Source organism: Blautia sp. HCP3S3_H10_2, from assembly GCF_052122375.1.
Taxonomy (GTDB): Bacteria; Bacillota; Clostridia; order Lachnospirales; family Lachnospiraceae; genus Blautia_A.
In genome coordinates this window covers 105,051-131,700 of record NZ_JBQKCL010000010.1, presented here as the reverse complement: position 1 = coordinate 131,700, position 26,650 = coordinate 105,051, and the positions used below count along the sequence as shown (strand labels likewise).

18 protein-coding genes and 1 tRNA gene are annotated in these 26,650 nt (G+C 45.0%); 12 read left to right on the top strand and 7 right to left on the bottom strand.

Annotated elements, in window-relative coordinates:
- Positions 1–30: 30 nt before the first annotated feature.
- Positions 31–1,923, bottom strand: a complete 1,893-nt coding sequence (locus ACTQWB_RS12465; protein WP_441501942.1) for a DUF885 domain-containing protein — start codon at positions 1,921–1,923, stop codon at positions 31–33.
- 346 nt (positions 1,924–2,269) lie between these two features.
- On the opposite strand from ACTQWB_RS12465, the gene ACTQWB_RS12460 reads away from it, so the two are divergent.
- The gene (locus ACTQWB_RS12460; RefSeq protein WP_441501941.1) at positions 2,270–2,971 is read left to right on the top strand and encodes a C40 family peptidase; all 702 of its coding nucleotides are present in this window, start codon (positions 2,270–2,272) and stop codon (positions 2,969–2,971) included.
- Between the two features lie 968 nt (positions 2,972–3,939).
- On the opposite strand, the gene ACTQWB_RS12455 is transcribed toward ACTQWB_RS12460, so the two are convergent.
- From ACTQWB_RS12455 to trmB, 4 genes are all read right to left on the bottom strand, one after another.
- Positions 3,940–4,012: transfer RNA gene (locus tag ACTQWB_RS12455), tRNA-Lys, on the bottom strand.
- A 202-nt stretch (positions 4,013–4,214) separates the two neighbouring features.
- On the bottom strand, positions 4,215–7,736 hold the full coding sequence (locus ACTQWB_RS12450; protein WP_441501940.1) for a DEAD/DEAH box helicase: 3,522 nt from the start codon (positions 7,734–7,736) through the stop codon (positions 4,215–4,217).
- 107 nt (positions 7,737–7,843) lie between these two features.
- Positions 7,844–8,002, bottom strand: coding sequence for a hypothetical protein (locus tag ACTQWB_RS12445; protein ID WP_441501939.1), 159 nt, complete (start codon positions 8,000–8,002; stop codon positions 7,844–7,846).
- 129 nt (positions 8,003–8,131) lie between these two features.
- The gene (trmB, locus tag ACTQWB_RS12440) at positions 8,132–8,785 is read right to left on the bottom strand and encodes a tRNA (guanosine(46)-N7)-methyltransferase TrmB (RefSeq protein ID WP_441501938.1); all 654 of its coding nucleotides are present in this window, start codon (positions 8,783–8,785) and stop codon (positions 8,132–8,134) included.
- A 654-nt stretch (positions 8,786–9,439) separates the two neighbouring features.
- On the opposite strand from trmB, the gene ACTQWB_RS12435 reads away from it, so the two are divergent.
- The 11 genes from ACTQWB_RS12435 to ACTQWB_RS12385 all read left to right on the top strand — a co-directional run bounded on the left by ACTQWB_RS12435 (position 9,440) and on the right by ACTQWB_RS12385 (position 22,992).
- Entirely contained in the window at positions 9,440–9,760 is a 321-nt protein-coding gene (locus ACTQWB_RS12435) for a hypothetical protein (protein WP_441501937.1), read from the top strand.
- A complete protein-coding gene (locus tag ACTQWB_RS12430; protein ID WP_441501936.1) occupies positions 9,760–10,803 on the top strand; it encodes a V0D/AC39 family V-type ATPase subunit in 1,044 nt (347 codons plus the stop codon). Before ACTQWB_RS12435 ends, ACTQWB_RS12430 begins: the two co-directional genes overlap by 1 nt.
- Before the next feature lie 18 nt (positions 10,804–10,821).
- Entirely contained in the window at positions 10,822–12,795 is a 1,974-nt protein-coding gene (locus tag ACTQWB_RS12425; protein ID WP_441501935.1) for a V-type ATP synthase subunit I, read from the top strand.
- Between the two features lie 160 nt (positions 12,796–12,955).
- Positions 12,956–13,387, top strand: coding sequence for an ATP synthase subunit C (locus tag ACTQWB_RS12420; RefSeq protein WP_441501934.1), 432 nt, complete (start codon positions 12,956–12,958; stop codon positions 13,385–13,387).
- A 2-nt stretch (positions 13,388–13,389) separates the two neighbouring features.
- The gene (locus ACTQWB_RS12415; RefSeq protein WP_441501933.1) at positions 13,390–13,698 is read left to right on the top strand and encodes a V-type ATP synthase subunit F; all 309 of its coding nucleotides are present in this window, start codon (positions 13,390–13,392) and stop codon (positions 13,696–13,698) included.
- A 17-nt stretch (positions 13,699–13,715) separates the two neighbouring features.
- Positions 13,716–14,303, top strand: coding sequence for a V-type ATP synthase subunit E (locus ACTQWB_RS12410; protein ID WP_441501932.1), 588 nt, complete (start codon positions 13,716–13,718; stop codon positions 14,301–14,303).
- Positions 14,296–16,065, top strand: coding sequence for a V-type ATP synthase subunit A (locus tag ACTQWB_RS12405; RefSeq protein WP_441501931.1), 1,770 nt, complete (start codon positions 14,296–14,298; stop codon positions 16,063–16,065). The genes ACTQWB_RS12410 and ACTQWB_RS12405 overlap by 8 nt, the downstream gene beginning before the upstream one ends.
- Before the next feature lie 18 nt (positions 16,066–16,083).
- Positions 16,084–17,466, top strand: a complete 1,383-nt coding sequence (locus ACTQWB_RS12400) for a V-type ATP synthase subunit B (RefSeq protein WP_441501930.1) — start codon at positions 16,084–16,086, stop codon at positions 17,464–17,466.
- A gap of 17 nt (positions 17,467–17,483) precedes the next feature.
- A complete protein-coding gene (locus ACTQWB_RS12395; RefSeq protein WP_441501929.1) occupies positions 17,484–18,104 on the top strand; it encodes a V-type ATP synthase subunit D in 621 nt (206 codons plus the stop codon).
- A gap of 811 nt (positions 18,105–18,915) precedes the next feature.
- Positions 18,916–20,931 (top strand): hypothetical protein, encoded by a 2,016-nt coding sequence (locus tag ACTQWB_RS12390; protein WP_441501928.1) that lies wholly within the window; start codon positions 18,916–18,918, stop codon positions 20,929–20,931.
- A 519-nt stretch (positions 20,932–21,450) separates the two neighbouring features.
- Entirely contained in the window at positions 21,451–22,992 is a 1,542-nt protein-coding gene (locus tag ACTQWB_RS12385; RefSeq protein ID WP_441501927.1) for an alanine/glycine:cation symporter family protein, read from the top strand.
- Here ACTQWB_RS12385 and ACTQWB_RS12380 read toward each other — a convergent pair whose 3' ends face one another.
- Positions 22,993–24,738: an ABC transporter ATP-binding protein gene (locus ACTQWB_RS12380; protein WP_441501926.1), complete on the bottom strand. Its 1,746-nt coding sequence runs from the start codon at positions 24,736–24,738 to the stop codon at positions 22,993–22,995.
- Positions 24,735–26,522, bottom strand: a complete 1,788-nt coding sequence (locus ACTQWB_RS12375) for an ABC transporter ATP-binding protein (protein WP_441501925.1) — start codon at positions 26,520–26,522, stop codon at positions 24,735–24,737. Before ACTQWB_RS12375 ends, ACTQWB_RS12380 begins: the two co-directional genes overlap by 4 nt.
- Positions 26,523–26,650 lie beyond the last annotated feature (128 nt).

The following is a 26,650-nucleotide window of genomic DNA, read 5'->3' as shown; positions in this document are numbered from 1 at the left end:
TGAGCAAAGAAAGAAGTTATTACAAAAATCTTACAATTTTTCGTTGATATATTTTTGCAAAACCGGAAACTGTACGGGACCAATTGCCAGAACCTGCCTGTGAAAATCTTTCAGACTGAAGTCCTGGCCAAGAAGTGACTGCTGTTCTTCTCTTAAGTCCAGGAAATTCAGATAGCCTGCATAGTATTTCAGGTAGTTGGCCGGTGTTTCTGTGATATACCGGTAAATTTCAGCCGTAACAGAGGCATCACGGATTCCGAAAAGACCGAGAAACCTGGCTGCCTGGGAGGGAGTCCAGCCCCGGTAATGGATTCCAACATCCAGAAGGGAATAAATACATAGGTTGACGCTGCGGTTCAGCCAGGCCAGGCGGGTGTAGGCTGCTGCTTCCTGGGGAGAAAGCGACGGGTCGGATGCAGTGGTGCCTGTTTTGGTGTTTGAAGAGAGAAACTCTGCTGCGTAATCGTAGGCATAGCTTTCCACGTAAGTTGCCCAACCCTCCACATAGCCACTGTAATCAATGAGATAGCGGATGTGGGACGGATTCTGGCGCCCGAAATAAACGGTCTGGTAAAGATGGCCGGGAAATCCTTCGTGGGAAAGAGTGGTAAAAAGCTCCAGATTGGAAACCGGTCTGCCTTGATTGATATAAATGACATTCGGGGTTCCTGTATCCATAGGCGGTGTCAGGTAAAAAGCAGGGCTGAGAAATTCTTCCATAGATTTATGTACGGACCGGATTTCGAAATCGACAGAAGATATGGTGGGGAAATCCTGCTGAATGTTCTGCTCCAGGGTTTTCATGATCTGTACCGGTTCCATGTCTGGCAGATCCGTTTTCTGCTCAAGATAGGAAAGGAGCTTCGGATATTTTTTTAAAAGGGAAGAAATTTCGTCAGAGTCCGCCAAAAGCTGCTGGGTAAGACGCTTTTCCAGCTTTTCTACCGGCTGATAGATTCCTACCTGGCTTTGGAGCAGATACTGGTAATATTCTTTTCCCCCGGAAAAATCTGCAAGTCCGCCGGTGTTCCTGCCAGTACCCCGGAGCTGCTCAAGGCCGTCTATAAGCTTCTGGTAAGCAGGAAGGACTTTTTCACGGAGAATCTGTTTATGTGTGCGGATCAGCTGCTCCTGATCCCTGGAAGAGAGGTGCCCGTAGTCTTTTAGCTTCTGGGAAAAGATTTCCTGCATATAGTTGGAATCCGGATCCTGGATAAAGGCGCGGCATTGTGCCTGGATGCGGTCCAGGGTTTCGTCACACATGAAAAGGCCTGCGGCGGACTTTTTTTGCTCAAATTCAAGAATACTCTGGAAATACTCTCCGGTGCTGCACAAAAGATTCAGGTAATCTGTAATGTCCTGGTTGTCGTAGAACGCATACTCAGCCAGAAGAACGGGAAGCTGCGCCTGAATGCCGAGACTTGGGCCAAGGGGCTCTTCCAGAAGGTAGTTGTCTCCAAGGGAAGCTTCGGTGTGATAGTAAAGAAGCAGCAGATCAAGGGTCAGCCGGTTGCTGGCAGAAAGCTTTTGGGTGCAAAAGGTCTTCAGTTTTTCCTCGTATTTCTGGCAGGCAGCAGTAGTTTTCTGATTGTCTGTGCTTATGGTGCCAAGAGTAGCGCGTGGACGGGAAATTCCCTGTTTTTCCGGATAAGCAAGAGAATAGTGGAGATTCAGGGCATTTCCAGAAACCTCTTTTTCAAACAGGGTCTCCGTGAATTTTTCAAAACGGGCATTTTCGGAAAAGACATGCGAGGAAAGCCAGGAGGCCGAAAAATACAGGATAAGGAAAACCGGCAGGAGGAAACGTATGGCTTTAGGACCTGTTGCTGGGTGAAGCGTTTTGGACTTGATCTTGGCTATAAAAGACTGAAAAATGGAATGCTTTCTGGGATTAGAGGCGGTAAATCTGGTAGTGTCAGGCATAAAGCTGCCTCCGGAAGCGGGGGATTTCTACTATATTATTGAGAATTTCAGTAGAGTATGCAGGAAATTTGGTTCCATGGTTTTGCGAGTGTGAGGATTGTGTGTACATGCCTGTGGGAATTGTTAAAAATACGCGCGGATTCATGTTGAGGTTTGTTTGATTTTACATAAAAGGAAGAGTTTGAGAAGAGACCTGAAAAATTGACGGTGAAATTTTACTGTGATATTATACACAACTGTTACATACAGTTAATAAAAATGTAATATTTGCAAAGCGGATGGAGCATGCAGATGGTAGAAGTGCTTTTTAAAGAGGACTTGAAAATAAATTTGAGAGGTGTTATGAATGCTGAAAAATAAAGGAAAGAATCTGATCAGTAAGGTAATATTATGCGCAGCTATCTGTGCGCAGGTGGTAGTTCCCCAGACTGTTTTCGGAGCAACGAAGAAGGCTGTGGAAAAAGCAGGGGAGGCGTTTGTGGCGGCTCTGGAGGAAGAAGCAGACACAGAGGTGATTGCAGGAACTGAAAATGAAGTAAAAAATGAAAAGAAAGATGCAGAAGAAAACAAAAATACTGCCGGGACAGAGAATAAAAATGGAGAAGCCTCTGACATGGAGAACACAAGTGATCCTAGTGAGAGCGATCGTGATGAGACTGTAATGTCAGAAGAAGAGCTTCGCCAGCAGATCGTGGACTTTGCCTTGCAGTTCGAAGGAAATCCATATGTCTATGGTGGGACGAGCCTGACAAATGGTGCGGACTGTTCCGGATTTGTGATGTCTGTATTTGCGCAGTTTGGATATTCGCTGCCGCGGGTTGCAGCAGATCAGTACTACCAGTCTGTGAAAAAGAATGTGGCAGACCTGGAACCGGGAGATCTGGTATTTTATGGAAGCGGAATCAGTCATGTAGCCTTGTACATTGGAAATGGACAGATCATTCATGCCAGTACATCTGCATCGGGAATCAAGATTTCCAATTATGATTATGAAACTCCGGCTGGGGTAGGAACTTATATTGAAGCAGATGGGTTTTATAGTGAGTAAAAAAGAAGGACAGGAAGAATAAGTTGTTTATATTTTGCAGGATATTGTAAATACGATATTTTGCATGCCAGAATGTCGAAAAATGTTGAAATTAGCAGATTGCACAAAGAGTTTTTGAAAATGTGGATAGGTGAATAAGAGTGGTAAAAGTTTTCCACTTTTTGAAATATGAAAAAACCTTGAAAAATCAAGTTATGCACAAAGTTATCCACATTATCCACATGGAAAAGCATGTGGATGAGTTGATTTACATAATGGAGAGAGAAACAAATGTTTTGGTTATTGTTATGAAAATGGAAAAAACGACAAAAATCGGCAAAAAGGTATTGACTTTTTTGAAATCAAAATATTGAAGAATATTCACGGAAAATATCACAATTTGGATTGTAAAAAGAGAATTTTCTGACAATACGGGACGCGAGAGAAGGGGCATGGTGCCGCCGGACAAGTGCTGCGTTTTGTGATTTCTTTCGCGCGCTTATTTGCACTCTCGCTGGCAAACTCGCCTTTCGGGCTCAGACAGTGCCAGCAAGAGCGCAGCTAGCGCGAAAGAAATCACAAAGCCTCGCAATTTGTCCGGCAGCACCATGCCCCTTCTCTCGCTGGTTGTGGTAGTGGGAAATTTGTTATGGCGGACGTGGGCGCTTCACTGCACTGGGTGATGGGAGGCGTGGGTACGGATATCTTGATCGTTATTGGATAAGATCGTGGAAATAAAGAAAGAGAAAGAATTAAGAATAACAGTGTAAGCCTTATGTAAATATCTTGTTATACTTACTATTTATAGTATAGGCGTGAATACTGTGTATTCAAGTTGGGAGTTGCATTAAAAGATGTAAAAAAGATGTTAGAAAGTTATTTGGAGATATGTACAAGAACCTTCAAACCCGCATAAACACTGGATTTTCACGCACAAAAAAACACCGTCCCCGCGGCAATCGCTTTGTCCGCAAAAACAGTGCTTTCAGTGCGCCTTCAGGGGTTCGAACCCTGGACACCCTGATTAAGAGTCAGGTGCTCTACCAACTGAGCTAAAGGCGCTTTTCTTATTTCGTTGATTTGTTACTCCCTCAACGCAAGATGTATTATATATCAGGTGCGCACCAAAAGTCAATAGGAATTTTATAATTTTTTTAAATTTTTTCGAAAACTTTTACGATTGTGCTCGTAGAGAGGAATTTTGCTATTTTGTGTGCCTGGGGTGTGGCCTTTACACACAAAATAGCAATCCTTCAACTGTGTATTACAGCAATCCCAGTAAATCCTCCCGGCTCATGCTGCCAAGCTGTCCCATATCGCCGCTAATAATCTGTTCAGCCAGGTCCTGTTTGGCCGCTTGCAGCTTCTGGATTTTTTCCTCGATGGTATTTCTGGCGATGAGCTTGTACACGGTGACCTTCTTCGTCTGGCCGATGCGGTGGGCACGGTCAGTAGCCTGGTTCTGCACAGCTTGATTCCACCAGGGGTCATAGTGGATGACTACATCCGCACCGGTAAGATTCAGTCCTACACCTCCGGCTTTCAGGGAAATCAGAAATACAGGGATGGTTCCGGCGTTAAATTGTTTCACCAGCTCCTGGCGGGTCTGTTTGGAAGTTTCTCCTGTGATAATAAAATATGGAAGGTTTTCCTTCTCCAGAAGCTCCTGCAAAATAGCAAGCATGGAGGTAAACTGGGAAAATAAAAGCATCCGGTGACCACCGTCGATGGCACTCTGGATCAGCTGCATACAGCTTTCGGCTTTGGCAGATTCTCCACGATAATTTTCAAAGCAAAGAGAAGGAGAGCAGCAGATCTGCCGAAGCTTGGTAAGTTCGGCCAGTATCTGCAATTTACTTTTGTTAAATTCCCCCGCATCCTGCTGGGCAATTTTTTCTTTCATATGTGCAACCTGGGCATCATATAACTTTTGCTGGGCATCCTCAAATTTTACATAACGGACTTCTTCCAGCTTTTCCGGAAGATCTTTCAGCACATCTTCTTTGAGACGGCGCAGAACAAAAGGAGAAACCATTTTCTGCAGCCGGGTCATGGCTTCCTGATCCTCATTTTTTACAATTGGAGTCTCGAATTCCTTTTTAAAGGTATCGTAGCCATAAAGGAAGCCTGGCATGAGATAATCGAAAATACTCCAAAGCTCGCTAAGCCGGTTCTCGATCGGTGTACCGGTAAGGGCATAACGGGTCTGGCTGTGAATAACCTTAACGGATTTGGCAGCAGCAGTTGTATGATTCTTAATGTACTGTGCTTCGTCAATGATCTGGTATAAAAATTCGATATTTTCATACTGGTCAATATCTCTTTTTAAAAGGTCGTAAGAGGTAACCAGCACATCGGAGTCTGTGTATGCCTGAAGTTTCATCTGGCGCTCAAACTGACTTCCGGTAATTAAAGAAACTTTTAGTTCCGGGGCAAATCTGGCAAGTTCTTCTCCCCAGTTGAAAACAAGGGCGGCAGGAGCTACTACCAGTGAAGTACCGGTTTTGCCTTCCTGTTTGGCTGCAAGGAGAACTGCGATCACCTGCAATGTTTTTCCAAGTCCCATGTCGTCAGCAAGAATGCCGCCAAATCTCCACGCCTCCAGGGTACGCAGCCATTTGTAACCGTTTTTCTGGTATTTTCGCATAATTTTGGAAAGGCTTTCCGGCTCTTCGAAATCCGCGTCGTTGATGGTCTTGAAGCTTTTGACTATTTCACGGAAATGGCGGTCACGGTTGGCGTATATGTTTTCGTTACTTTCCAGCATCTGATCCAGATATAAGGTGCGGTATGCAGGAATGTGCATTTTTCCCTTGACAAATTCCCGTGGAGTGAGATGAAGGGTTTTCATCAGATCTGCCAGTGATTGCAGATCCTGTTCCTGAAGATTGACAAATTCGCCACTTTTCAGCCGGTAATATTTTTTCTTTAGCTGATAGCTCTTCAGAATGTCAAGAAGCTCCTGAAGGGAAATATCGTCTGTGGAAATATCCAGATCCAGAAGTCCGCCGGACAGGGACACGCCCACGGCGACCTTTACGGTTTTTAAAGTATGGTGGTTGCGGAAACGGTTTGTACAGCGCACTTCCCCAAGCTCCATAAGAGCCTCTGTTCCGTAGGCCATTAGCTGATAGATCAGGTTTTCATCCTGGTTGCAATGAAACTCATCAAGGTCAGGATTATAATAAGGCAGCCATTGTTCCACCTGATGGAGAATATTTTTTTCCAGTGAGAAATCCCGGAAGTGTTCCTCCATTTGGTGCTTCCCGGGGAAATAGAGCTTTCCTACAGAAAATTCCCTTTTTCCATAGAATGCACTTATTTTACAGGTAGCATTGTCATTTTCCATATCCAGATAGAAGACGAAACGAACCTCCGGAGTCAGATATCGTCTGAATTTCTCCGGATTTTCTTCTGTAATATCGGCTACTTCCTGAAGCTGGGGCAGCACATTGTGGTAAAAGTTGGACAAGGTGTTTCGTCCCATCTGGAAATGGAACTGTCCGCTCCGGGAAAGCTCCGTAAGGGGACGTACTTTTTCCATAAAGTCTGGTTCGGTTCTGCAAAAGTAGTTGTCCTGGATAAAATAAGCAAAATCCATACCCTGGAAAAGCTCTGGCAGGGTACCGCTTACGGTGACTCCGTCGAATTGCTGCTTTCCTTTGGAGGCATCCTGGATGTGTATGGAAACCTGTGGATTACCAATGCTGCAGTGGAGCTGGGCTTTTTTTCGTGTGGCATCGGCAGATTTGTCTTCAAAATCAATTTTCCCGTCACCCATATTTTCATAAAAGCTGTCAATCCGCCAGCCAAAAAGCTCCAGGGAACTGCCTACGTCAAATTTTTTTGGTAAATAAATGCCGGAATTCTGGATGTTTTCCACGAAGCGCTTTTCCTCACGTGCAATCTGGTCAATGAAGCGGATCCATTTGCGGCTTTCTTCTGTGAAATCCTGCATTTTGTGACTAAGCTTGGTGGAAGTTCCGTATTGGACAGTTTCTCCATCATGTACCTGGCGGCAGAAGCTGCCTAAATTTTTTACCACAAACATTTTATCCGTTCCAACCTTAAAGGAAACGGACAGCTTTTTTCCTTTTTGCGTCAGTCTTGGAACCAGAGTCACATTTGGGGAGGTGGATTCTGACTGCTCTTTCTGGAGATTTTTCAGGTGGCTTTTGCGGTAAGCATTCAACAGATAATCTCCGTTCATGTCTGTGGCATCAGAAAGATTGTTCTGCTTCAGGTAATCCCGGAGATAAAAAGCAAGGGCTGCAGTATACTGACATTGGGGATTGTTCGAGAACCAGCCCCAGTATTTCCGGCTGCATTCCGGGCAGAAGCATCTTGCCTCTTCAATTTTATTGTGGGAAAAGAGAAAATGAGTATTGAAGCTTCTTCCGGCTGCGTCAAATTCGGCCTCGATCTGGCCCAGGCTTTCACCGGTGAGGTGGTCATAGCCGCTGGAGAGGTCAGTGATGTGTATTTTATTCTGGTGATAGATGGCTTCGCCTTTTTTTCGTTCTTTGGAGGGAAGCTCCAGGGAGTTAAAAATTTTATTACCGTCGAAGTATTTATAAGACTCCAGTTTCTGCAGACTTTCTTCCATAAGGGAGAAGTCTTCGGAGTCCTCTACGTCCTGAGAGCCGCCAAGAAGCTGGTAGGAGTCGTCTGGATTTTGTTCCTTTGGTAATTCCTGGGAAGGGTGTTCCTTTTGGAAACTGTATTCTGTAGTATTCGGCTCTGTTTTGGCCTTTTTTTGACGTTGTCTTAGTTCATCAAATTCCATACGACTTTTTCTCCTGTTGTATTTCAAAATCGTTTTTTGTTTTGCGTTTCTTGGTTTCTCTGGGATTCCTGAATTTTCTGAAATTTAGAGCCTGTTCGAAAAAGGCTCTAGTCTTTTTTCTCCTTTTTCTCTTTTGGAAACATGTTGTCCAGCGTTTTCGACAGCTCGTTGGCATGTTTTCTGATGCCGGAAAAGTGGCTGCCCATATTTTTGTGTTCATAGCTGAACTGGGCGGCATATTTCTGCAGGGGACTGGTTCGCTTCATAATAAAATCTCCTGGGAAAAGAGTTCTTTCATTATAATATGATGTCAGTGTCAAATAGTCACAGAAAATCCCGGATACGCACAACGCTGTTTCTTGTACACCGTACAAAAAAGTCCATTTTTCATGTATTTATCTGCGGATAATCATCTTACAAATAGGATTCCCTATAGAAGAAAATTTCTCTTCATATTCTGTCATTACATTTCCCACCATCATTTCTTCATTATGGTGCAGGTCGAAGGTGTGGGCGTCCAGCTTCCAGCCGGCCTCTGGTACTTCTTCCAGGGAAAAGTCAAACAGGCCACGGTTGTCGGTTTTGAATTCGATGGTGCCGTCTTCTTTCAGAATTTTGTCATAGCGGGCAAGAAATTCCCGGGAGGTGAGGCGGCGGGAAGCGTGGCGGGCTTTGGGCCATGGATCGGAAAAGTTGAGATAGATTTTGGAAACCTCGTCTTTTTCGAAAACCTCTGGGAGAAGGCGTGCATCCATGCGCATGAATTTCAGATTGGAAAGCTCCTGTCCTTCTTCTGCAAGTGCTTCCTTTTTCTGGATGGCACGAAGAAGCACGCTGTCATACATTTCGATTCCGATATAATTAATTTCCGGGTGTATTCTTGCCATATCCATAAGGAAGCGGCCTTTTCCCATGCCGACTTCCAGGTGGATGGGCTGGTCTTGCGGGAAAACTTTGTCCCAGTGTCCTTTATTCTCCTGTGGATTCTGGATCACGTAGATACTTTCTTCAATTGCGTCTTTGGCGCCTGGTATATTTCTAAGTCGCATAAATTCAAATTCCTCCTGTTGAAATTACATCTTATATAAAAATGGTAAGATGCCAGGGGCAAAAGTTCGGAAAAAGGTTCGTGACTGCACCATAAAATTTTTTACTTTTGCCCCTGGTGCTCCATCCAGCCGGTAATTGTACTTTCAGTGCAAAAACAAGCGGTGCTGAAAATACGGTTACTGGCCGGATGGAGTACTGGCATCATGGTAACGGATAGAGTTAACTTCCCAAATAAGCTGCATAAATTATATATCCAGTTTAATATACATGATTTCCTGTTTTTTCGCAATAATATTGATATCCAAGCCTGCAAAGGAGGAGTTTTTGGCACATGCTTTAGAAAGACTGACTATGACTGAAATTGAACGGGCGCGAAATGGCCGCTGAAAGCTTTATTGGAATGAGAAATCCGGTAAAACGGCGAATTCTGGCAAAATACACAAAAACAGAGAAAAAAAGGTGTTTTTTCCTATTATATTGAATACACGTACCTTTTATAAGATTTTGATATGGTTGATTTTGAAAAGATTGTTAATTTTTAGTCACATTATCTGGAATTGTAGTGTTTTTTTGTGAAAATTTTAGGCAAACTTTGACTGGCATTTTGCGTGAAATGGGTGTATCATACTTAAAAATTGAAAAGGAGGGGAAAAATGGAACAGATAATCGGTAAGTTATCCGAGATAGAGACCACTGCAGAGAGCATTATGAAGGATGCCATGCAGCAGAAGAAAGCTCTTTCAGCCGAGATGGAAAGGCAGTCTAAGGAATTTGACACCCAGCTGGAGAAACAGACCGAAGAGCAGATTCAGGAAATTCGCCGTAATCTTGAAGGTGAGAAGGATAAGCGCTTGTCTTCCCTGCGTGAAGATACACAGGCATCTTTGAGTCAGCTTGACGCGTACTATGCTAAGAATCACGAACGCCTTTCCAGAGAAATTTTTGAAAAGATCATTCAGGAGGAAGTGATGTAATGGGAAGCGTTCTTTCCTACAGCGGAGTTTCCACGAAAATACGCGCTATGAGCAGCCATCTGGTGACAGATGAGCAGCTTCAGGAAATTGTCCGTTTTTCGGACGTTCCACAGGTAGTTTCCTATTTGAAGAAAACGCCGGAATATGCGAAGAAATGGTCTGATCTTGATGAGAATAATCTTCATCGAGGAGAGATCGAGAAGCTTCTGAAGAAATCTATTTTCGGAAATTTCTCCCGTATTTACAATTTTGCAAATAAAGAACAGCGCAAATTTCTGGCACTTTATTCCAAGCGCTACGAAATCCGTGTTCTGAAAGAGATTCTTACGAACCTCTTTGATCACAGAAGCACTGATCCTGTGGATATGAGTCCTTACCGTGACTTTTTCCTGCATCATTCCAAGCTGGACATTGACAGGCTGGCTGGTGCCGGAAATATGGATGAATTCATGACAGCCCTGAAGGGAAATGAATTCTACGCTCCACTTCAGAGCGTATATGAGAACGGCAATGGGCATTTATTTGACTATGGAATGGCTCTTGATCTTTATTATTTCAATCAGATCTGGGCTGTCCGCAAAAAGTTATTCAAGGGAAATGATCTGGACGAGATCACCAAGGCTTATGGCGAGAAATTTGATATGCTGAATCTGCAGTTCATCTTAAGATCCAAGCGTTATTACAAAATGGAGCCGGCAGCCATCTACGCACAGCTGATTCCCGTGAATTATAAACTAAAGAAAGAAGAAATCACAGCTATGGTGGAAGCTACCAGCAGCGAAGAAGGGGAGCAGATTTTTGCCCGTACCTGGTACGGCCGGAAATATCAGCAGCTGAACCTGATTTCCATGGAAGAGCTTTACAACAATCTGCTGCGGACCGTACTGGAGAAGGAAGCCCGCAAGGATCCCTATTCAGTAGCTGTTTTGTATTCTTATCTTTATCACAAGGAACATGAGGTAAACCGTCTGACCATCGCACTGGAGTGCGTCCGCTACCAGGTAGATCCAGACGAGGCAATGCGTTATGTTCACAACAATTAGTAACCCGGAGGTAGCAATGTGATTGAAAAAATGAAATTTGTCAGCATTACCGGGCCTAAGGAGGATATCGACAGAGTAGTAAATACTTATCTTTGCCGATATGAGATTCATCTGGAGAATGCTCTTACAGAGCTTACTGATGTGAAGAATCTCTCCCCTTACCTTGAGATCAATCCGTACAAAGAGGCTCTTAGCACTGTTGGAAGTCTCTATGAAGAGGTTGAGAACCCGGAGCAGGTTTCTGCGAAGAAACTGCCAATCGAAAAAGCTCTCTCTAATGTACAGCAGATCAAAGAAGAGACCGATGTCCTTAACAAGACACGCCAGGAGCTGGAGGAGAAGCGTGATTCCCTTGCAGAATCCGTCCGTATCATTTATCCGTTCCGAAATGTAAACTTTGATGTGCAGTCCATCCTGAAAATGCGTTATATTCATTATCGTTTTGGAAGGATTGAGAAAGGTTATTTCGAGAAGTTTAAAACTTACATTTATGATAATCTGGATACGATTTTCATTAAATGTGATGAAGACGACCGTTATATCTGGGGAATTTACTTCGTTCCCGTTCATGAAGCACAGCGGATCCATGCCGTATATTCTGCTATGCACTTTGAAAAGATTTATGTCCCGGATCAGTATGATGGAACTGCCAAGGATGCTTATACAGCACTGGAAGCAGAGTACAAAAAGGTGATTGCTGACCTGGATGCAAACAAAGCGGCAAGAAAAGCTTTCTTTAAGAAATATGCGTCAGACCTTGCTTCTGCGAAGCTGACACTTTCCCAGTTCTCACGGAACTTTGATATCCGTAAGCTGGCAGCTTGCACACATGGCGATAATAAGTCAGAGGATGTGTCTGCTGATTATAAGCCGAAGGAACCGTTTTATATTCTTTGCGGCTGGATGACAGAGAAAGATGCCAAGGCTTTCCAGAATGATATTTCCGGAGATGCCCGTATTTTCTGTCTGATCGAGGAAGAGCAGCATGAGGAGGCACACAAGACACCGCCTACCAAGCTGAAGAATCCTAAGCTTTTCAAGCCATTCGAAATGTACACCAAAATGTATGGCCTTCCTGCTTATGGGGAGATGGATCCGACCTGGTTTATCGCCCTTACTTATTCCTTTATTTTCGGAGCTATGTTCGGAGATGCAGGACAGGGACTGGTTTTACTTATTGGCGGATTCCTTCTTTACAAGTTCAAACATATGGATCTTGCCGGAATCATTAGCTGTGCCGGAATTTTTTCCACATTCTTTGGCTTCATGTTCGGCAGCTTCTTCGGATTTGAGGATATAATAGAACCAATCTGGCTGCGTCCGATGGATGCCATGATGGATGTGCCTTTTATTGGAAAACTGAACACCGTATTTATTATAGCCATCGGCTTTGGTATGGGAATCATTCTTCTGTGTATGATCTTTAATATTATGAATTCCCTGAAAGCAAAGGACACTGAGAAGGTATGGTTCGATACCAACTCTGTTGCAGGCCTTGTATTCTATGGCTCAGCAGTAATCGTAATCGCTCTGTTCATGACAGGCCATAAGCTTCCTGGCGGCATCGTTCTTTGCATTATGTTTATTCTGCCACTGCTTGTAATGTTCTTAAAAGAGCCTCTTACAAACCTTGTGGAAAAGAAGCCGGCCGCTTTTGAAGGCGGTGTGGGAATGTTTATCGTTCAGGGATTTTTCGAAATGTTCGAGGTTCTTCTGAGCTACTTCTCCAACACACTTTCCTTCGTGCGTATCGGAGCTTATGCAGTCAGCCATGCAGCTATGATGCAGGTTGTGCTGATGCTGGCGGGCGCTGAGAACGGAAGCCCGAACTGGGTTGTGATCGTTCTTGGAAATATTTTCGTGTGCGGTCTTGAGGGCCTGATTGTTGGTATTCAGGTACTGAGACTTGAGTATTACGAGATGTTCAGTCGTTTCTACAAAGGAAGCGGAAGAAAATTCGAGCCTTTCCGTTCTGACGCGGAGGCGAAATAAGACTTACGGTTCATTCAATGAACATGAGATAAGAACAGCAATATTGAGTAGGCTGTTGTATGGCAGTAAATATGAAAAAATATTCTGTGAGATATTTATTATATGTCCCGGCATGAAACGGTGACATTACAAATGTGAAAACACGAGGAGGTCAATTATCATGACAGTTATGACACAGATTATCTTAGCAGTAGCGCTTGTATTAAGCATTATCGTTCCATTTGGTTATTATTTCATCGGCGAGAAGAGCCGTGGACGTTACAAAACAACAATCGCAACAAATGCATTTTTCTTCTTTGGTACCATGTTAGTAGCAGCAATGGTTATGTTTGCAGGAAGCTCTTCTGTACAGGCTGCAGCAGGCACTGAGGCAGGTATTGCAACAGGTCTTGGATATATTGCAGCAGCTCTTGTTACAGGTCTTTCCTGTATCGGTGGTGGTATTGCCGTAGCCAGTGCGGCAAGTGCAGCTCTTGGTGCAATCAGCGAAGATCAGAGTATCCTTGGTAAATCCCTTATCTTCGTAGGTCTTGCCGAAGGTGTTGCTCTTTACGGTCTGATCATTTCCTTCATGATCATCGGTAAATTATAATTATGAAAATGTTTTTGATCAGTGACAACATCGATACCTGTACAGGGATGAGACTGGCAGGTGTGGAAGGCGTGGTAGTCCATGAGCGTGAGGAACTGAAGGATGCTCTGGAGAAAGCAATCGCCAACAAAGAAATCGGGATTCTTCTCCTGACCGAGAAATTCGGCAGGGAGTTTCCCCAGATCGTGGACGATGTAAAGCTGAACCATAAAACGCCTTTGATCATCGAAATCCCTGACAGGCATGGTACAGGTCGTGGACCTGATTTTATCACTTCATATGTGAACGAAGCCATTGGCTTAAAGTTATAGGCAGGAGAAGACCAAGCATGACAATTGAAGAAAAACTGCAGCATTTCTACGACACTTCTGTTGCGGAAGCCCAGACACAGGCACAGGCCGAACTGGATGCACATAAGAAGAGTCTTGACGAAATGCTGAAAAAGCATAAAGAATCAAGAAAAATGGATGCCGAGGCACAGATCAAAGCAGAGACAGAGAATGCTACCCGTGAGGTAAACAAGGCACTCTCTGCAGAGCAGCTGACTTTAAGACGTGACTGGACAACCAAACAGAATGAGCTTAGAAATGAGCTTTTTGTAGAAGTGAAGAACCATCTGGAAGACTTCATGGAAAGCCCTGAATACCAGGACTATCTTTGCCAGAAGATCCAGAAGGCCAGAGAATTTGCGGGAAATGACCAGATTTTTATCTATCTTTCCCCGGAAGATTCCGCATTACAGCGTTCCATCGTTGCAAAAACAGGATTTACAGTTGAGATTTCTGACGAGCCGTTTATGGGCGGTATCAAAGCGACGATCCCTGCTAAGAATATCCTGATCGACAATTCTTTCATGGGCGCTTATGAGAAGCTGAAAAAAGAATTCAAATTTGACGGAGGGCTGAGCCATGAGTAAAACAGGTATTATCTACGGCGTTAACGGTCCTGTTATCTATCTGAAAGGCGATCCGGGATTTAAGATTTCCGAGATGGTTTATGTTGGACCTGAGAAACTGGTAGGAGAGGTCATTGGTCTGAAAAAAGGCATGACTACGGTACAGGTTTTCGAGGAGACAACAGGACTGAAGCCAGGGGATACAGTAATAGGAACAGGCGATGCCATTTCCGTTCTTCTTGGACCGGGTATCATTCATAACATTTTCGATGGTATCCAGCGTCCGCTGGAGGAGATTGCGAAAACCTCCGGAAAATATATTTCCCGTGGTGTCAGCGTTGATTCCCTTGACACCTCTAAGAAATGGGATGTTCATGTAACTGTTAAAGTAGGAGATATGGTTAGCGCAGGCACAATTATCGCAGAGACACAGGAGACAGCTTCCATTCTTCACAAATCCATGGTTCCGCCTACAATCGGAGAGGCTGAGGTTATCAAGGCTGTTCCGGACGGAGCTTATACAATCCTTGATCCCATCGTAACGGTCCGTCTTTCTGATGGCAGTGAGCGTGATATCGCTCTTGCACAGAAATGGCCGATCCGTGTGCCAAGACCTACTTACAAGCGTTTCCCTGCAAGTGTACCGCTTGTAACCGGACAGCGTATCCTGGATACTCTTTTCCCAATCGCAAAAGGTGGTACAGCAGCGATTCCTGGAGGTTTCGGTACTGGAAAAACCATGACACAGCATCAGATCGCAAAATGGTCTGATGCAGATATCATTATCTATATCGGTTGTGGTGAGCGTGGAAACGAGATGACACAGGTTCTGGAGGACTTCAGTAAACTGATCGACCCGAAATCTGGCAACCTGATGATGGATCGTACTACTCTGATCGCCAATACATCTAACATGCCTGTTGCAGCCCGTGAGGCTTCTATTTACACAGGTGTTACACTGGCTGAGTATTACCGTGACATGGGTTATGATGTTGCCATCATGGCAGACTCTACTTCCCGTTGGGCTGAGGCTCTTCGTGAGTTGTCCGGACGTCTGGAAGAAATGCCGGCTGAGGAAGGTTTCCCGGCATACCTGGCTTCCAAGCTTTCTGCTTTCTATGAGAGAGCTGGTATGATGCAGAACTTAAATGGAACAGAGGGTTCTGTTTCCATTATCGGAGCGGTTTCCCCACAGGGTGGTGACTTCTCCGAGCCTGTTACACAGAATACAAAGCGTTTCGTACGCTGCTTCTGGGGACTGGATAAATCTCTGGCATATGCCCGTCATTTCCCGGCTATCCACTGGCTGACAAGTTACAGTGAGTATCTGGAGGATTTAAGCCCATGGTACAGAGATCATGTATCAGCCAAGTTTGTAAGTGACCGTAACCAGCTGATGGCGATCCTGAACCAGGAGAGCTCCCTGATGGAGATCGTTAAGCTGATCGGTAGTGATGTCCTTCCAGATGACCAGAAGCTGACTCTGGAGATCGCAAGGGTTATCCGTCTTGGATTCCTTCAGCAGAATGCATTCCATGCAGAGGATACCTGCGTGCCTATGAGCAAGCAGTTCAATATGATGGAAATCATCCTTTATCTTTATGAGAAATGCCGTTCCCTTGTAAATCAGGGGATGCCTGTTTCCGTACTGAAAGAGGACAATATTTTTGAACGTGTTATTTCCATCAAATATGATGTTCCGAATAACAAACCTGAGATGTTTGACCAGTATAAGGCAGATATCGACAGATTCTACGATAATGTATTAGAGAGAAACGGCTGATAGGGAGGTAAGTTTTTTATGGCAATTGAATATTTAGGCCTTAGTGAAATAAACGGCCCTCTTGTAGTTCTGGAAGGCGTTAAAAACGCTTCCTACGAGGAAATCGTCTCCTTCCGTATGGATGACGGTACCGAGAAACTTGGCCGTATCATTGAAATATACGAAGATAAAGCAGTTATTCAGGTTTTCGAGGGTACAGACAACATGTCCCTTGGAAACACCCATACACGTCTTAGCGGACATCCTATGGAAATCGGACTTTCCCCGGAAATCCTGGGACGTACCTTTAATGGTATCGGACAGCCAATCGATGGTCTTGGAGAGATTACCCCTGAGGTAAGCCTGAACATCAATGGTCTGCCGCTGAACCCGGTTACCCGTGAGTACCCGCGAAACTATATTAATACCGGTATTTCCGCAATTGATGGTCTGACCACACTGATCCGTGGACAGAAGCTTCCGATTTTCTCCGGAAATGGTCTTCCCCATGACAAGCTGGCTGCACAGATCGTGCGTCAGGCTTCTCTGGGTGCTGATTCTGATGAGAATTTCGCTATCGTATTTGCTGCAATGGGTGTTAAATACGATGTCGCAGAGTTCTTCCGCAGAACCTTCGAAGAGAGTGGAGCTTCCGATCACGTTGTTATGTTCCTGAACCTGGCAAATGATCCGACAGTAGAGCGTCTTCTGACTCCGAAGATCGCCCTGACTGCAGCTGAGTATCTTGCTTTTGAAAAGGGTATGCATATCCTGGTTATCCTTACAGATATCACTTCTTTCTGTGAGGCTATGCGTGAGGTTTCTTCCTCTAAAGGTGAGATTCCTTCCCGTAAAGGTTATCCTGGATACCTTTACAGTGAACTTGCTACTTTGTATGAGCGTGCAGGTATTGTGGCTGGCGGTACCGGTTCTGTTACCCAGATCCCGATCCTGACCATGCCAAATGATGATATTACCCATCCGATCCCTGACCTTACCGGTTATATTACTGAGGGTCAGATCGTTCTGGACAGACAGCTTCATGGACAGGGTATTTACCCGCCGATCAATGTTCTGCCGTCTCTTTCCCGTCTGATGAAGGATGGTATCGGTGAAGGCTTTACAAGAGCGGATCACCAGGATGTTGCCAACCAGCTTTTCTCCTGCTATGCGAAGGTGGGAGATGCCAGAGCCCTTGCTTCTGTTATCGGTGAGGATGAGCTTTCACCTCTGGATAAGAAGTATCTGGAATTTGGTAAAGCATTTGAGTCTGAGTTTGTAGGTCAGACAGATACAGAGAACAGAAGTATCATTGATACCCTGAATAAGGGCTGGGAGCTTCTGGGTATGCTTCCGAAGGAAGAACTTGACCGTATTGATACAAAGATCCTGGATCAGTATTATCACGAAACGACCAAATAAAGAGTGAGGTGACGTAAATGGATCCGAATACCTTTCCGACCAAAGGTAATTTAATTCTGGCTAAAAATTCACTTGCTCTTTCCCGTCAGGGTTATGAACTGATGGATAAAAAGCGTAATATTCTGATTCGTGAGATGATGAATCTGGTTGATCAGGCGAAGGATATCCAGGGACAGATCGATGAGACGTTCCGTACTGCGTATGAGGCCCTTCAGAAGGCGAATATGGAGATGGGTATCGCGTTTGTGTATCAGATTTCCCATACGGTGCCGGTGGAGAATTCTATCCGTATCAAGACACGTAGTGTTATGGGTACGGAGATCCCGCTGGTGGAGTATGATAAGTCGGGGAATACGCCCACATATGCTTATTATAGTACGAAGATGTCTCTGGATGAGGCGAAGGCGGCTTTTGAGAAGGTGAAGGAGCTTTCTATCAGGTTGTCTATGATTGAGAATTCGGCGATTCGTCTGGCCAGCAATATTAAGAAGACGCAGAAGAGGGCGAATGCGCTTAAGAATATTACGATTCCGAAGTTTGAGGCTCTTACCAAGGATATTTCGAATGCTTTGGAGGAGAAGGAGCGTGAGGAATTTACACGTTTGAAGGTTATTAAGAGGATGAAGCAGGGTGCTTGAGGCGCCCTGTTTTTTTGTGTGTATAGGGGACGTGAGAGGAAGTGGGGGCCGCCTGGGGGCGGTGGCGAAATGGGGCGTCTGGCTGCGCCGCCTAGTGACATAAACAATTGCAAACTCGCCCTTGGCAGGGCTCAGACAGTGCAATTGTTTATGTCGCTATGCTCGCCAGACGTCCCATTTCGCCAATGCCCCCAGGCGGCCCCCACTTCCTCTCACTGGTTATTGGCGGAGGGGGAAAACAGGACGGCGGCTGCGGGGGGAGGTAGTGGGAGATGGGAAGGGTGTGACGCAGCGCCTGGGCTGGGAGGGGGAAGGGGCAGTGTATTTCGGAAAAGTCGCAGGTGATACTTGGTTTTGAGGATTGTTATTGACGGAGGGGAAACAGGACGGCGGCTGCGGGGGGGGGAGGTAGTGGGAGATGGGGAGGTTGTGACGCAGCGCCTGGGCTGGGAGGGGGAAGGGGCAGTGTATTTCGGAAAAGTCGCAGGTGATACTTGGTTTTGAGGATTGTTATTGACGGAGGGGGAAACAGGACGGCGGCTGCGGGGGGAGGTAGTGGGAGATGGGGAGGTTGTGACGCAGCGCCTGGGCTGGGAGGGGGGAAGGAAAGGAAGGGATTGCGCCTGTGGACGGGAGTTCACAGTTTGTTACGAGGGTGCGCACGGAATGAACACAGTTTTCCCATTAATTGAACACATTTTGTCTGTATATTAGTTGTCATAAGGAACACAACAAAATGACTCGGGCGGAGCGGTAATGAGGGGCTTCGCTGGAGCGTGTGAATATGATTACAGAAAGGATATGAATGGGTATGAAACGTAGATATTTAGCGGTTTTGATGGGGATTATGGTAGCAACGACTTCTGTTCCGGCTATGGTTTATGCGGAGGATAGTAAGGAGGCAGCTGTGGATGAGACAGGGAAAAATGGTGAGGATGCAGAAGTTTCGGATGGGAATGATGCGGATAGTCAGGAGAATGTGGTGCTTGGAGAGGTTAAGTCGGTTTCTGATTCGGGGATTACCATTGCGGTTGGGACTATGAAGGAAATGGGACAGCCTGGAGAGGCACCGGAGAAGCCGGATGGAGATGAAGCGGATGGCGAGAGTGAAGAGAATGGGGCAAATCAGGAGGAAAAAGATGATGGTAATGGTAGTGCGGCGCCTTCTATGTTGGATCTGACCGGTGAGGAGCAGACGATTGCCGTTACTGAGGATACTGTGATCACAAAGCAGTCTGGCGGTATGGGACAACCGGGAGGAGAGGCACCGGAGAAGCCAGATGGAGACAATCAGGATGGGGAAACACCTGAGGAGCCAGAGGGTGACAGCCAGGATGCAGAGGGTACAGAAATCTCACTTTCCGATATTCAGGAGGGCGATATTGTTTCCATTACTTTGGATGAGGATGGAGATGCAGCCACGATTACGGTTATGTCCATAGAAACGGGTGCGCAGGGAGTCCCTGGTGGGGATGGTCAGGGTGCACCAGGACAGAGTGGTCCTGGGGGCCAGTCCCGGGGTGTGGACAGCTATACGGCTGTAAATGAATATACAGAAGATACAACCGTATCAAATGAAACAATTGAGTCAACTGGTACGGATGAGAATGGCGCGTTGATCTCTTCTGGCGCAACTGTTACGCTGGATAATGATACGGTCACAAGAACCTCCGGGGAAAGTACTGGAGGGGATAATTCCAGCTTTTATGGTGTGGGTGCAGCGGTTCTGGCAACAGATGGTACTGCTTATGTGAAAGACGGCAGTGTGACCACAGATGCAGCTGGTGGAGCAGGCCTTTTTGCGTATGGTGACGGAACGGTATATGCTTCAGGTACAACTGTGAAGACAACACAGGATACCTCAGGCGGTATTCATGTGGCTGGTGGTGGAACCTTGTATGGATGGGATCTGAATGTGGAGACGGATGGAGAGTCTTCCGCAGCAATCCGAAGCGACAGAGGCGGTGGAACCATGGTTGTAGATGGTGGAACTTATGTATCGAATGGTGTTGGTTCTCCTGCCATTTACAGTACAGCCGATATTGCAGTCAGCAATGCAAGTCTGACAGCCAACGGTTCAGAAGCAGTCTGCATAGAAGGACTGAATTCCATTCATCTTTATGACTGTAACTTAACGGGAAACATGAGTGATCTGGACCAGAATGACAATACCTGGACGGTAATTCTTTATCAGAGAATGTCTGGGGATTCGGAGGTTGGAAATAGTACCTTCCAGATGGATGGCGGAAGTCTGACATCTGAGAATGGTGGTGTATTTTATACAACCAATACAGAAAGCACCATTACTTTAAATAACGTGGATATTAACTATAACGATGACAACGAATTTTTCCTGCAGTGTACAGGAAATACCAACCAGAGAGGCTGGGGACAGTCTGGAGCTAATGGAGCGGACTGCCATTTTACTGGTATCAGCCAGGATATGCAGGGAAATGTGATATGGGATTCTATCAGTGACCTGGATTTTTATCTTACAGATGGCAGCAGCCTGACAGGTGCTGTTGTGAATGATGAGAGCTATGCTGGTGAAGGTGGAGACGGATATTGCAATGTTTATGTAAGCGCAGATTCCACCTGGACAGTTACTGGAGACAGTACAGTTTCGTCCCTGGAAAATGCGGGAACAATTGTAGATAATGATGGAAAAACGGTAACTATTCAGGGAACTGATGGAACTGTTTATGTAGAAGGTGACAGTGGGTATACCATTACCACTGGTTCCTACAGTGATTCCGTTGATCTGTCAGGTGCAACTTCCATTCAGGATCAGAGTGCTTATACAGTGGAGAAACCTGAGCAATTGTAATCTTTTATAAACTGCGTAAGCATCAAAACGCTGGCTGCGCCGACTGAACGAGGGCAAAATATACTGAAACAACCACATTCTTGTCCGAAAAGGATTTGGATGTGGTTGTTTTTATATGCCACAAAAATATGTATAATCAAAAAAATCCTTCTAAAAAGAAGGAGGGCCGGACCAAAAGGCCCGGCAAGTATGAAAAAGAAAAAGTTGATTGTTAATCTATGTAAAAAAGCTTTCGCTTTATTTGTTTATTAATATACGCGGAATTTGTGATGAATCTGTGAGTAGGAATTGAAAAAAGTATGATTAAAATCTAAAGAACTTCTAAACTAAACACTTTTTGCAATATATTTCCCTAAAAATACAATGGACTATGCCGGAAAAATCTGTATAATAAAAAGAAATAATGCAAAATGCGTACGAAATTGTAAGAAGATGTCCGAAAATTCCAGGAGCGGATGCATTCAGAAATGAGTTTCGGCGCAAAGAAGCATGATCAAATGAAAAAGGGGAGGTATGAGTATGCAGGGTGTTTTTGAGGCAATTAACGGTGTATTTGGGTTTATAGGTCCGTTATCGGATCTGTTGTGGGATTTTCCTACCAATTTTGAGTGGTACCGGAATATTCCGATTCTGGGAAATATCTCACTGGCGATCATTGTGTTGTTGGGATCTGGTATTTTTTTCACTATTAAGCTGGGCTTCATCCAGGTGACGCATTTTAAAAAGGGAATCTGCCTTCTTACAGAGAAACGTTCTGTTAAGACGGGAATTACTCCACTGGCAGCATTCCTGCTAAGTGCAGCCATGCGAGTTGGACCGGGAAATATTATCGGTGTAACTGGTGCTATTGCAGTTGGTGGACCCGGAGCGCTTTTCTGGATGTGGATTTCCGCATTTTTTGGAATGGCAGTGGCCTATATGGAGGCTGTTCTGGCGCAGATTTTTAAAGAGAAAAAAGACAATGAGTTCGTTGGTGGACTTCCGTTTTATGGAAGAAAATTACTTGGAAATAGTGTAGGAATTGGTATATTTTTATCCGTTCTGTACATTCTTTATGCGCTGTGCTGTCTGCCAGCCCAGGGCTTTAATGTGGTTTCTTCTGTTGGAAGAATGGCAGAAATCCTTACCGGAAAAACAATTGCAGTGGACTCACTTTTTTACTATATAGCAGGTGCTGCGATTATAATTCTTACAGCAGTTATTGCATTTGGCGGTATTAAAAAAGTATCAAAATGGACAGATATGATGGTGCCTGTGATGGCGGTACTTTATATTCTGGTTGTATTAGTGCTGATCATTTTGAATGTTGGACAGATTCCATATTTCTTTACTTCTGTATTTGGTGGAGCATTTAAACCGCAGGCATTTTTCGGCGGTGCGATGGGAACGGTTCTTGCACAGGGTGTAAAGCGTGGATTGATGTCAAACGAGGCTGGACAGGGAACGATCACCATGTCAGCGGCAGCAGCAGATGCGAACCATCCCTGTGAGCAGGGAATCCTTGCGTCTCTTGGCGTTTTTCTGGATACCATCGTAATCTGTACACTTACCGGTTTTGTTGTGGTTATGGCACACTGTTGGACTGGAGAAGGTGCCCAGGCATGGGCGGCACTTGATAAACTGCCGAAATTTACAGAGTCTATCGCCGCACTTACACCTGGTACATCTATGAATGCCATTATGACATTTCTGGTAACATTATGTTTTGGACTGTTTGCATTTACCTGCCTTCTCGGCATGATCAGCTTCTCCGAAATCGCAGCAAACCGTATCCGTAAAGACAAGGTATGCATCAATATCGTACGCTGTATCGCATTGTTTGTGGCTGCATTCGGAATCCTGTGCAACCTTGCAGGACTGGAGCTTGGAAACCTGTGGGCATTCTCTGATCTGGGAAATATCCTGATCGTGTACTTCAACGTTCCTATTGTTTTCGTAGGGGCAAAATGTGTGTTCAAGGCAACGAAGCATTATAAGAAAAATGACGGAACACCATTTGACTCCAGTGTAGTTGGAAGAAATGACTGCGTATACTGGGATGAAAAGAAGAAAGAAAAATAATTACGCATTCTTGTACTTCCAGTTTTCAGCCTGAAGCTGCAGATCAATCATATGCTTGTAGATTCCGTTCTGCATTTTTAATTCTTCCGGGGTGCCGTTTTCTGCGACAACACCGTCTTTCAATACGATGATCTGGTCGACACCATCGACGGTCCGCATTCTGTGGGCAATGATCAAAACGGTTTTATTTTTGATCAGTTTGGACAGGGATTCCTGGATCAGGGATTCGTTATCAACATCCAGGGAGGCTGTGGCTTCATCCATGAGAATGATCGGTGCATCTTTCAAAAAGGCTCTGGCAATGGAAATTCTCTGGCGCTCGCCGCCGGAGAGCTCAGAGCCATTTTCTCCGATCATGCTGTCCCATTTATCTGGCATTTTTTCCACAAAATCGTCACAGTGGGCCAGTCGGGCAGCCGTCATAACCTCCTCATCTGTGGCATCCTTTTTGCCAATCCGGATATTTTCCATAATCGTATTATTAAACAAAGTTACATCCTGAAAAACGATGGAATACAGGGAAAGAAGGGTCTCGGGATCAATATCGGAAACATCCATTTGTCCTACTGTGATGTGTCCTTTATCAGCATCCCAGAAGCGGGCGGCCAGTCTGGAAATTGTTGTTTTGCCTCCTCCGGAAGGACCGATAAGAGCAGTAACTTCCCCTTGTTTCGCGGTAAAGGTGACATTTTTCAGAACCTGTTCGCCGTCTTCGTAGGAGAAAGCAACGTGGTCAAAATGAATGTCATAGCCCTTGTTGTCCATAGAGGATTTACCAGTCTGCTCTTTGTAGCTAAGGATCTCATCCATACGTTTACACTGTGTATCAGTGGAGATAACTGCGGAAAGATTCTGCAGGGCTACCTGGAAAGGATCATACATTCTGGAGACGACCAGCAGATACATGAAAAAGGTGAGGGCGTCGATTTTTCCTTTTGTAAAGAGGATACCACCGGTAGGACCTACAGTTCCGATGCCTAGTTTCAGGATCATCTGGGCAGAGCAGACAAATAATGCATTAATAAATTCTGTTGTGACGGCATGTTTTTCTACTGCCTGGATTTTTTTATTCAGGCCTGACATGTAAGTGGCTGTTGCGTTATAGGATTTCAGATCCCGCATGGTTTCCAGGCCTTCCTGGATTCCATCCATGCAATCCAGCTTATATTTCATGGCAGCAGCATTTAGCCTGCGGGAAATTGGTCTTGCAGCAAATACCACAAAAAAGGCAACGGGCATAACCCATATGGCGGCGATTGTCATAGGGACATTGAAGAAAAACAGGCTGATCACCACCAGTGTGGTGGAAATCATGGAACCGATCAGTTCAGGAATAAAATGGGAGGAAGCAGTCTCCAGCCAGGCGCAGTCACCCATGATCGTATTGGTAAGGTCAGAAAGATCCTTTTTTCCGAAGAAAGACAGCGGGATTTTGCGAAGCTTTTCGGCAAGAGTACGTCTTCTTACGCCGCTTTCCACGTAGGTGGAGAGAAACGTGGAAGTGTATTGAAAATAAGTGGTAAGGATAATGCAAAAAAGGATGGCGAGAATTCCTCCGATATAAAGGGGAAATCTGGAACGGTCAAAAGAGCCGCTTAAAATATCCTCGGATAGCAGATAAAGAAGTCCAACCGGGAACATAAAGGTAAGATTGGAAAGGGTTACGGCTATGATCGCCTTTATCATATCGTGTGCACCCTGCTCAGAAAGGGCGTATTTATGCTTTACTTTTTCAATGAGATTCATAATGCACTACCTACCTTCCAGTTTACTGATTTGTTGTATTCTTCCCACATGTGGGCATAAACACCATGGTTTTTAAGAAGCTGGTCATGGCGCCCGTCTTCTGCGATTTTTCCGTTTTCCAATACATAAATATGGTCTGCATTTGTGATGGTGGAAAGTCTGTGGGCGATCATGATCACGGTTTTATCTTTGGAAAGATTGTCAAAAGCAGCCTGTACTTTCTGCTCGTTATCCGGATCTGCGAAGGCAGTTGCCTCGTCCAGGATCAGCACAGGAGCGTTCTTCAGAAACGCCCTTGCAATGGAAAGGCGCTGGGCTTCGCCGCCAGATACATAGATGCCTTTTGCACCGATCATGGTATGGATTCCTTCCGGAAATTTTTCGATAATATACATGCACTGGGCGTCTTTTAATGCTTTCATAACTTCGGCTTCAGAGGCATCAGGCTTACCAATCCGAACGTTATCTAAAATAGACATTTTTAACAGCTTACTGTCCTGGAAAACATAGGAAATCTGATTCATCAGCTCTCTGCTGGTGATATCTTTTACGTTTACGTTACCGATTTTTATGCTGCCTTCCTTTACATCCCAGAACCTGGCAATCAGAGAAGCAAGGGTGGTTTTTCCCCCTCCTGAGGGGCCTACAAATGCAATGTGCTCGCCTGGTTTTACGTTTAGGGAAATATGATCGATGGCATTTCTGGAAGCTCCTTCATAGGTAAAGGTAATGTTATCAATTGTAATGGAGCTATCTGCGGGAACCTGTCCATCTGTGGTCTCGGGAAGGGGCTCTTTTTCCATCAGTTGCCTCATGCGCATAAGGGCATCTTTTACCTGAAGCTGAGCCTCACCTGCGTAGGCAAGTTTCATTAAAGTGGTGGTAAGAACCGGTGTGATGATAATGTAAAAGAAGAGATTCAGGCCAAAATCTGGTGTGATCTCACTGCCACTGAGAAGGTATGCTGCAACAATAATAAAGGCAAAAGTAGAGTTGACAGCTGTAGTGAAACCAATCATTGGTTTCATCATTTTTTTTGTATAATCAATGGTCCATTTCTCATAGTCGTCAATGGCCGCTTTGAAGCGTTTGAATGAGAAAATGGACTGTCCGAATGTTTTTACAACTGGAATTCCACGTACATATTCCACTGCTTCTGCAGACATGGTTTCCAGGGAATTCTGGTATTCTTTCATGCTTTTTTCCATTTCTTTTCCCATCATGGACCCCATGAAAAGGAAGCCAAGGGCAGCTGGAATCAGGCAGATCAGACCAAGTCTCCAGTCAAAAACAAACATCATAATAAGCAATCCCACAGGTGTGGCAGCGGAAACTGCTTTGTCAGGAAGATTGTGGGCCAGACAGGTCTCTGTGGCAGCACTGGAATCAGTAACGATCTTGCGGATTTTTCCGCTTCCTTCAATTTCTATGTAGCCAAGAGGCAGCGTCATAATGTGTTCCATCATAATGGTCCGCATGGAAGCCTGTACGCGGAAAGCACAAATGTGGGAGCACATAAGGGCTGCGATGTACAGGAGCATGCCAAGAAGGGCAAAGCCAACCGCATGCCAGCCATAGGAGGAGATTCCCTGTGCCTGGGAAAAATCCAGCTTTACCCGGAGTACTTCCTGCATGATCTGCCAGATATAATAAAATGGCACAAGGGCGATCAAGGCGCTGATTCCTGCAAAAATCACGGAAAGGATGCTTAGATACTTGTAGCTGCCTGCAAAAACAAATAGCTGCTTTAGCAGGCCTGGTTGTTTTTCATTTTTCTTTTCCATTTGCTTCTCCTTTTGAAATGATACAAAATACGTAACTGTTCAGAGCCAACCTCCAAAATGCTTCGCATTTCGTCGGTGTGGCGTATCCGCCAAATGGATTTATGTGTAAAAGTGTTCATTCATGCAAG

Coding starts and splice junctions, on each gene's coding strand:
- ACTQWB_RS12465 (WP_441501942.1), bottom strand. CDS start 1,923: ATGCCTGACACTACCAGATTTACCGCCTCTAATCCCAGAAAGCATTCC.
- ACTQWB_RS12460 (WP_441501941.1), top strand. CDS start 2,270: ATGCTGAAAAATAAAGGAAAGAATCTGATCAGTAAGGTAATATTATGC.
- ACTQWB_RS12450 (WP_441501940.1), bottom strand. CDS start 7,736: ATGGAATTTGATGAACTAAGACAACGTCAAAAAAAGGCCAAAACAGAG.
- ACTQWB_RS12445 (WP_441501939.1), bottom strand. CDS start 8,002: ATGAAGCGAACCAGTCCCCTGCAGAAATATGCCGCCCAGTTCAGCTAT.
- trmB (WP_441501938.1), bottom strand. CDS start 8,785: ATGCGACTTAGAAATATACCAGGCGCCAAAGACGCAATTGAAGAAAGT.
- ACTQWB_RS12435 (WP_441501937.1), top strand. CDS start 9,440: ATGGAACAGATAATCGGTAAGTTATCCGAGATAGAGACCACTGCAGAG.
- ACTQWB_RS12430 (WP_441501936.1), top strand. CDS start 9,760: ATGGGAAGCGTTCTTTCCTACAGCGGAGTTTCCACGAAAATACGCGCT.
- ACTQWB_RS12420 (WP_441501934.1), top strand. CDS start 12,956: ATGACAGTTATGACACAGATTATCTTAGCAGTAGCGCTTGTATTAAGC.
- ACTQWB_RS12415 (WP_441501933.1), top strand. CDS start 13,390: ATGAAAATGTTTTTGATCAGTGACAACATCGATACCTGTACAGGGATG.
- ACTQWB_RS12410 (WP_441501932.1), top strand. CDS start 13,716: ATGACAATTGAAGAAAAACTGCAGCATTTCTACGACACTTCTGTTGCG.
- ACTQWB_RS12405 (WP_441501931.1), top strand. CDS start 14,296: ATGAGTAAAACAGGTATTATCTACGGCGTTAACGGTCCTGTTATCTAT.
- ACTQWB_RS12400 (WP_441501930.1), top strand. CDS start 16,084: ATGGCAATTGAATATTTAGGCCTTAGTGAAATAAACGGCCCTCTTGTA.
- ACTQWB_RS12395 (WP_441501929.1), top strand. CDS start 17,484: ATGGATCCGAATACCTTTCCGACCAAAGGTAATTTAATTCTGGCTAAA.
- ACTQWB_RS12390 (WP_441501928.1), top strand. CDS start 18,916: ATGAAACGTAGATATTTAGCGGTTTTGATGGGGATTATGGTAGCAACG.
- ACTQWB_RS12385 (WP_441501927.1), top strand. CDS start 21,451: ATGCAGGGTGTTTTTGAGGCAATTAACGGTGTATTTGGGTTTATAGGT.
- ACTQWB_RS12380 (WP_441501926.1), bottom strand. CDS start 24,738: ATGAATCTCATTGAAAAAGTAAAGCATAAATACGCCCTTTCTGAGCAG.
- ACTQWB_RS12375 (WP_441501925.1), bottom strand. CDS start 26,522: ATGGAAAAGAAAAATGAAAAACAACCAGGCCTGCTAAAGCAGCTATTT.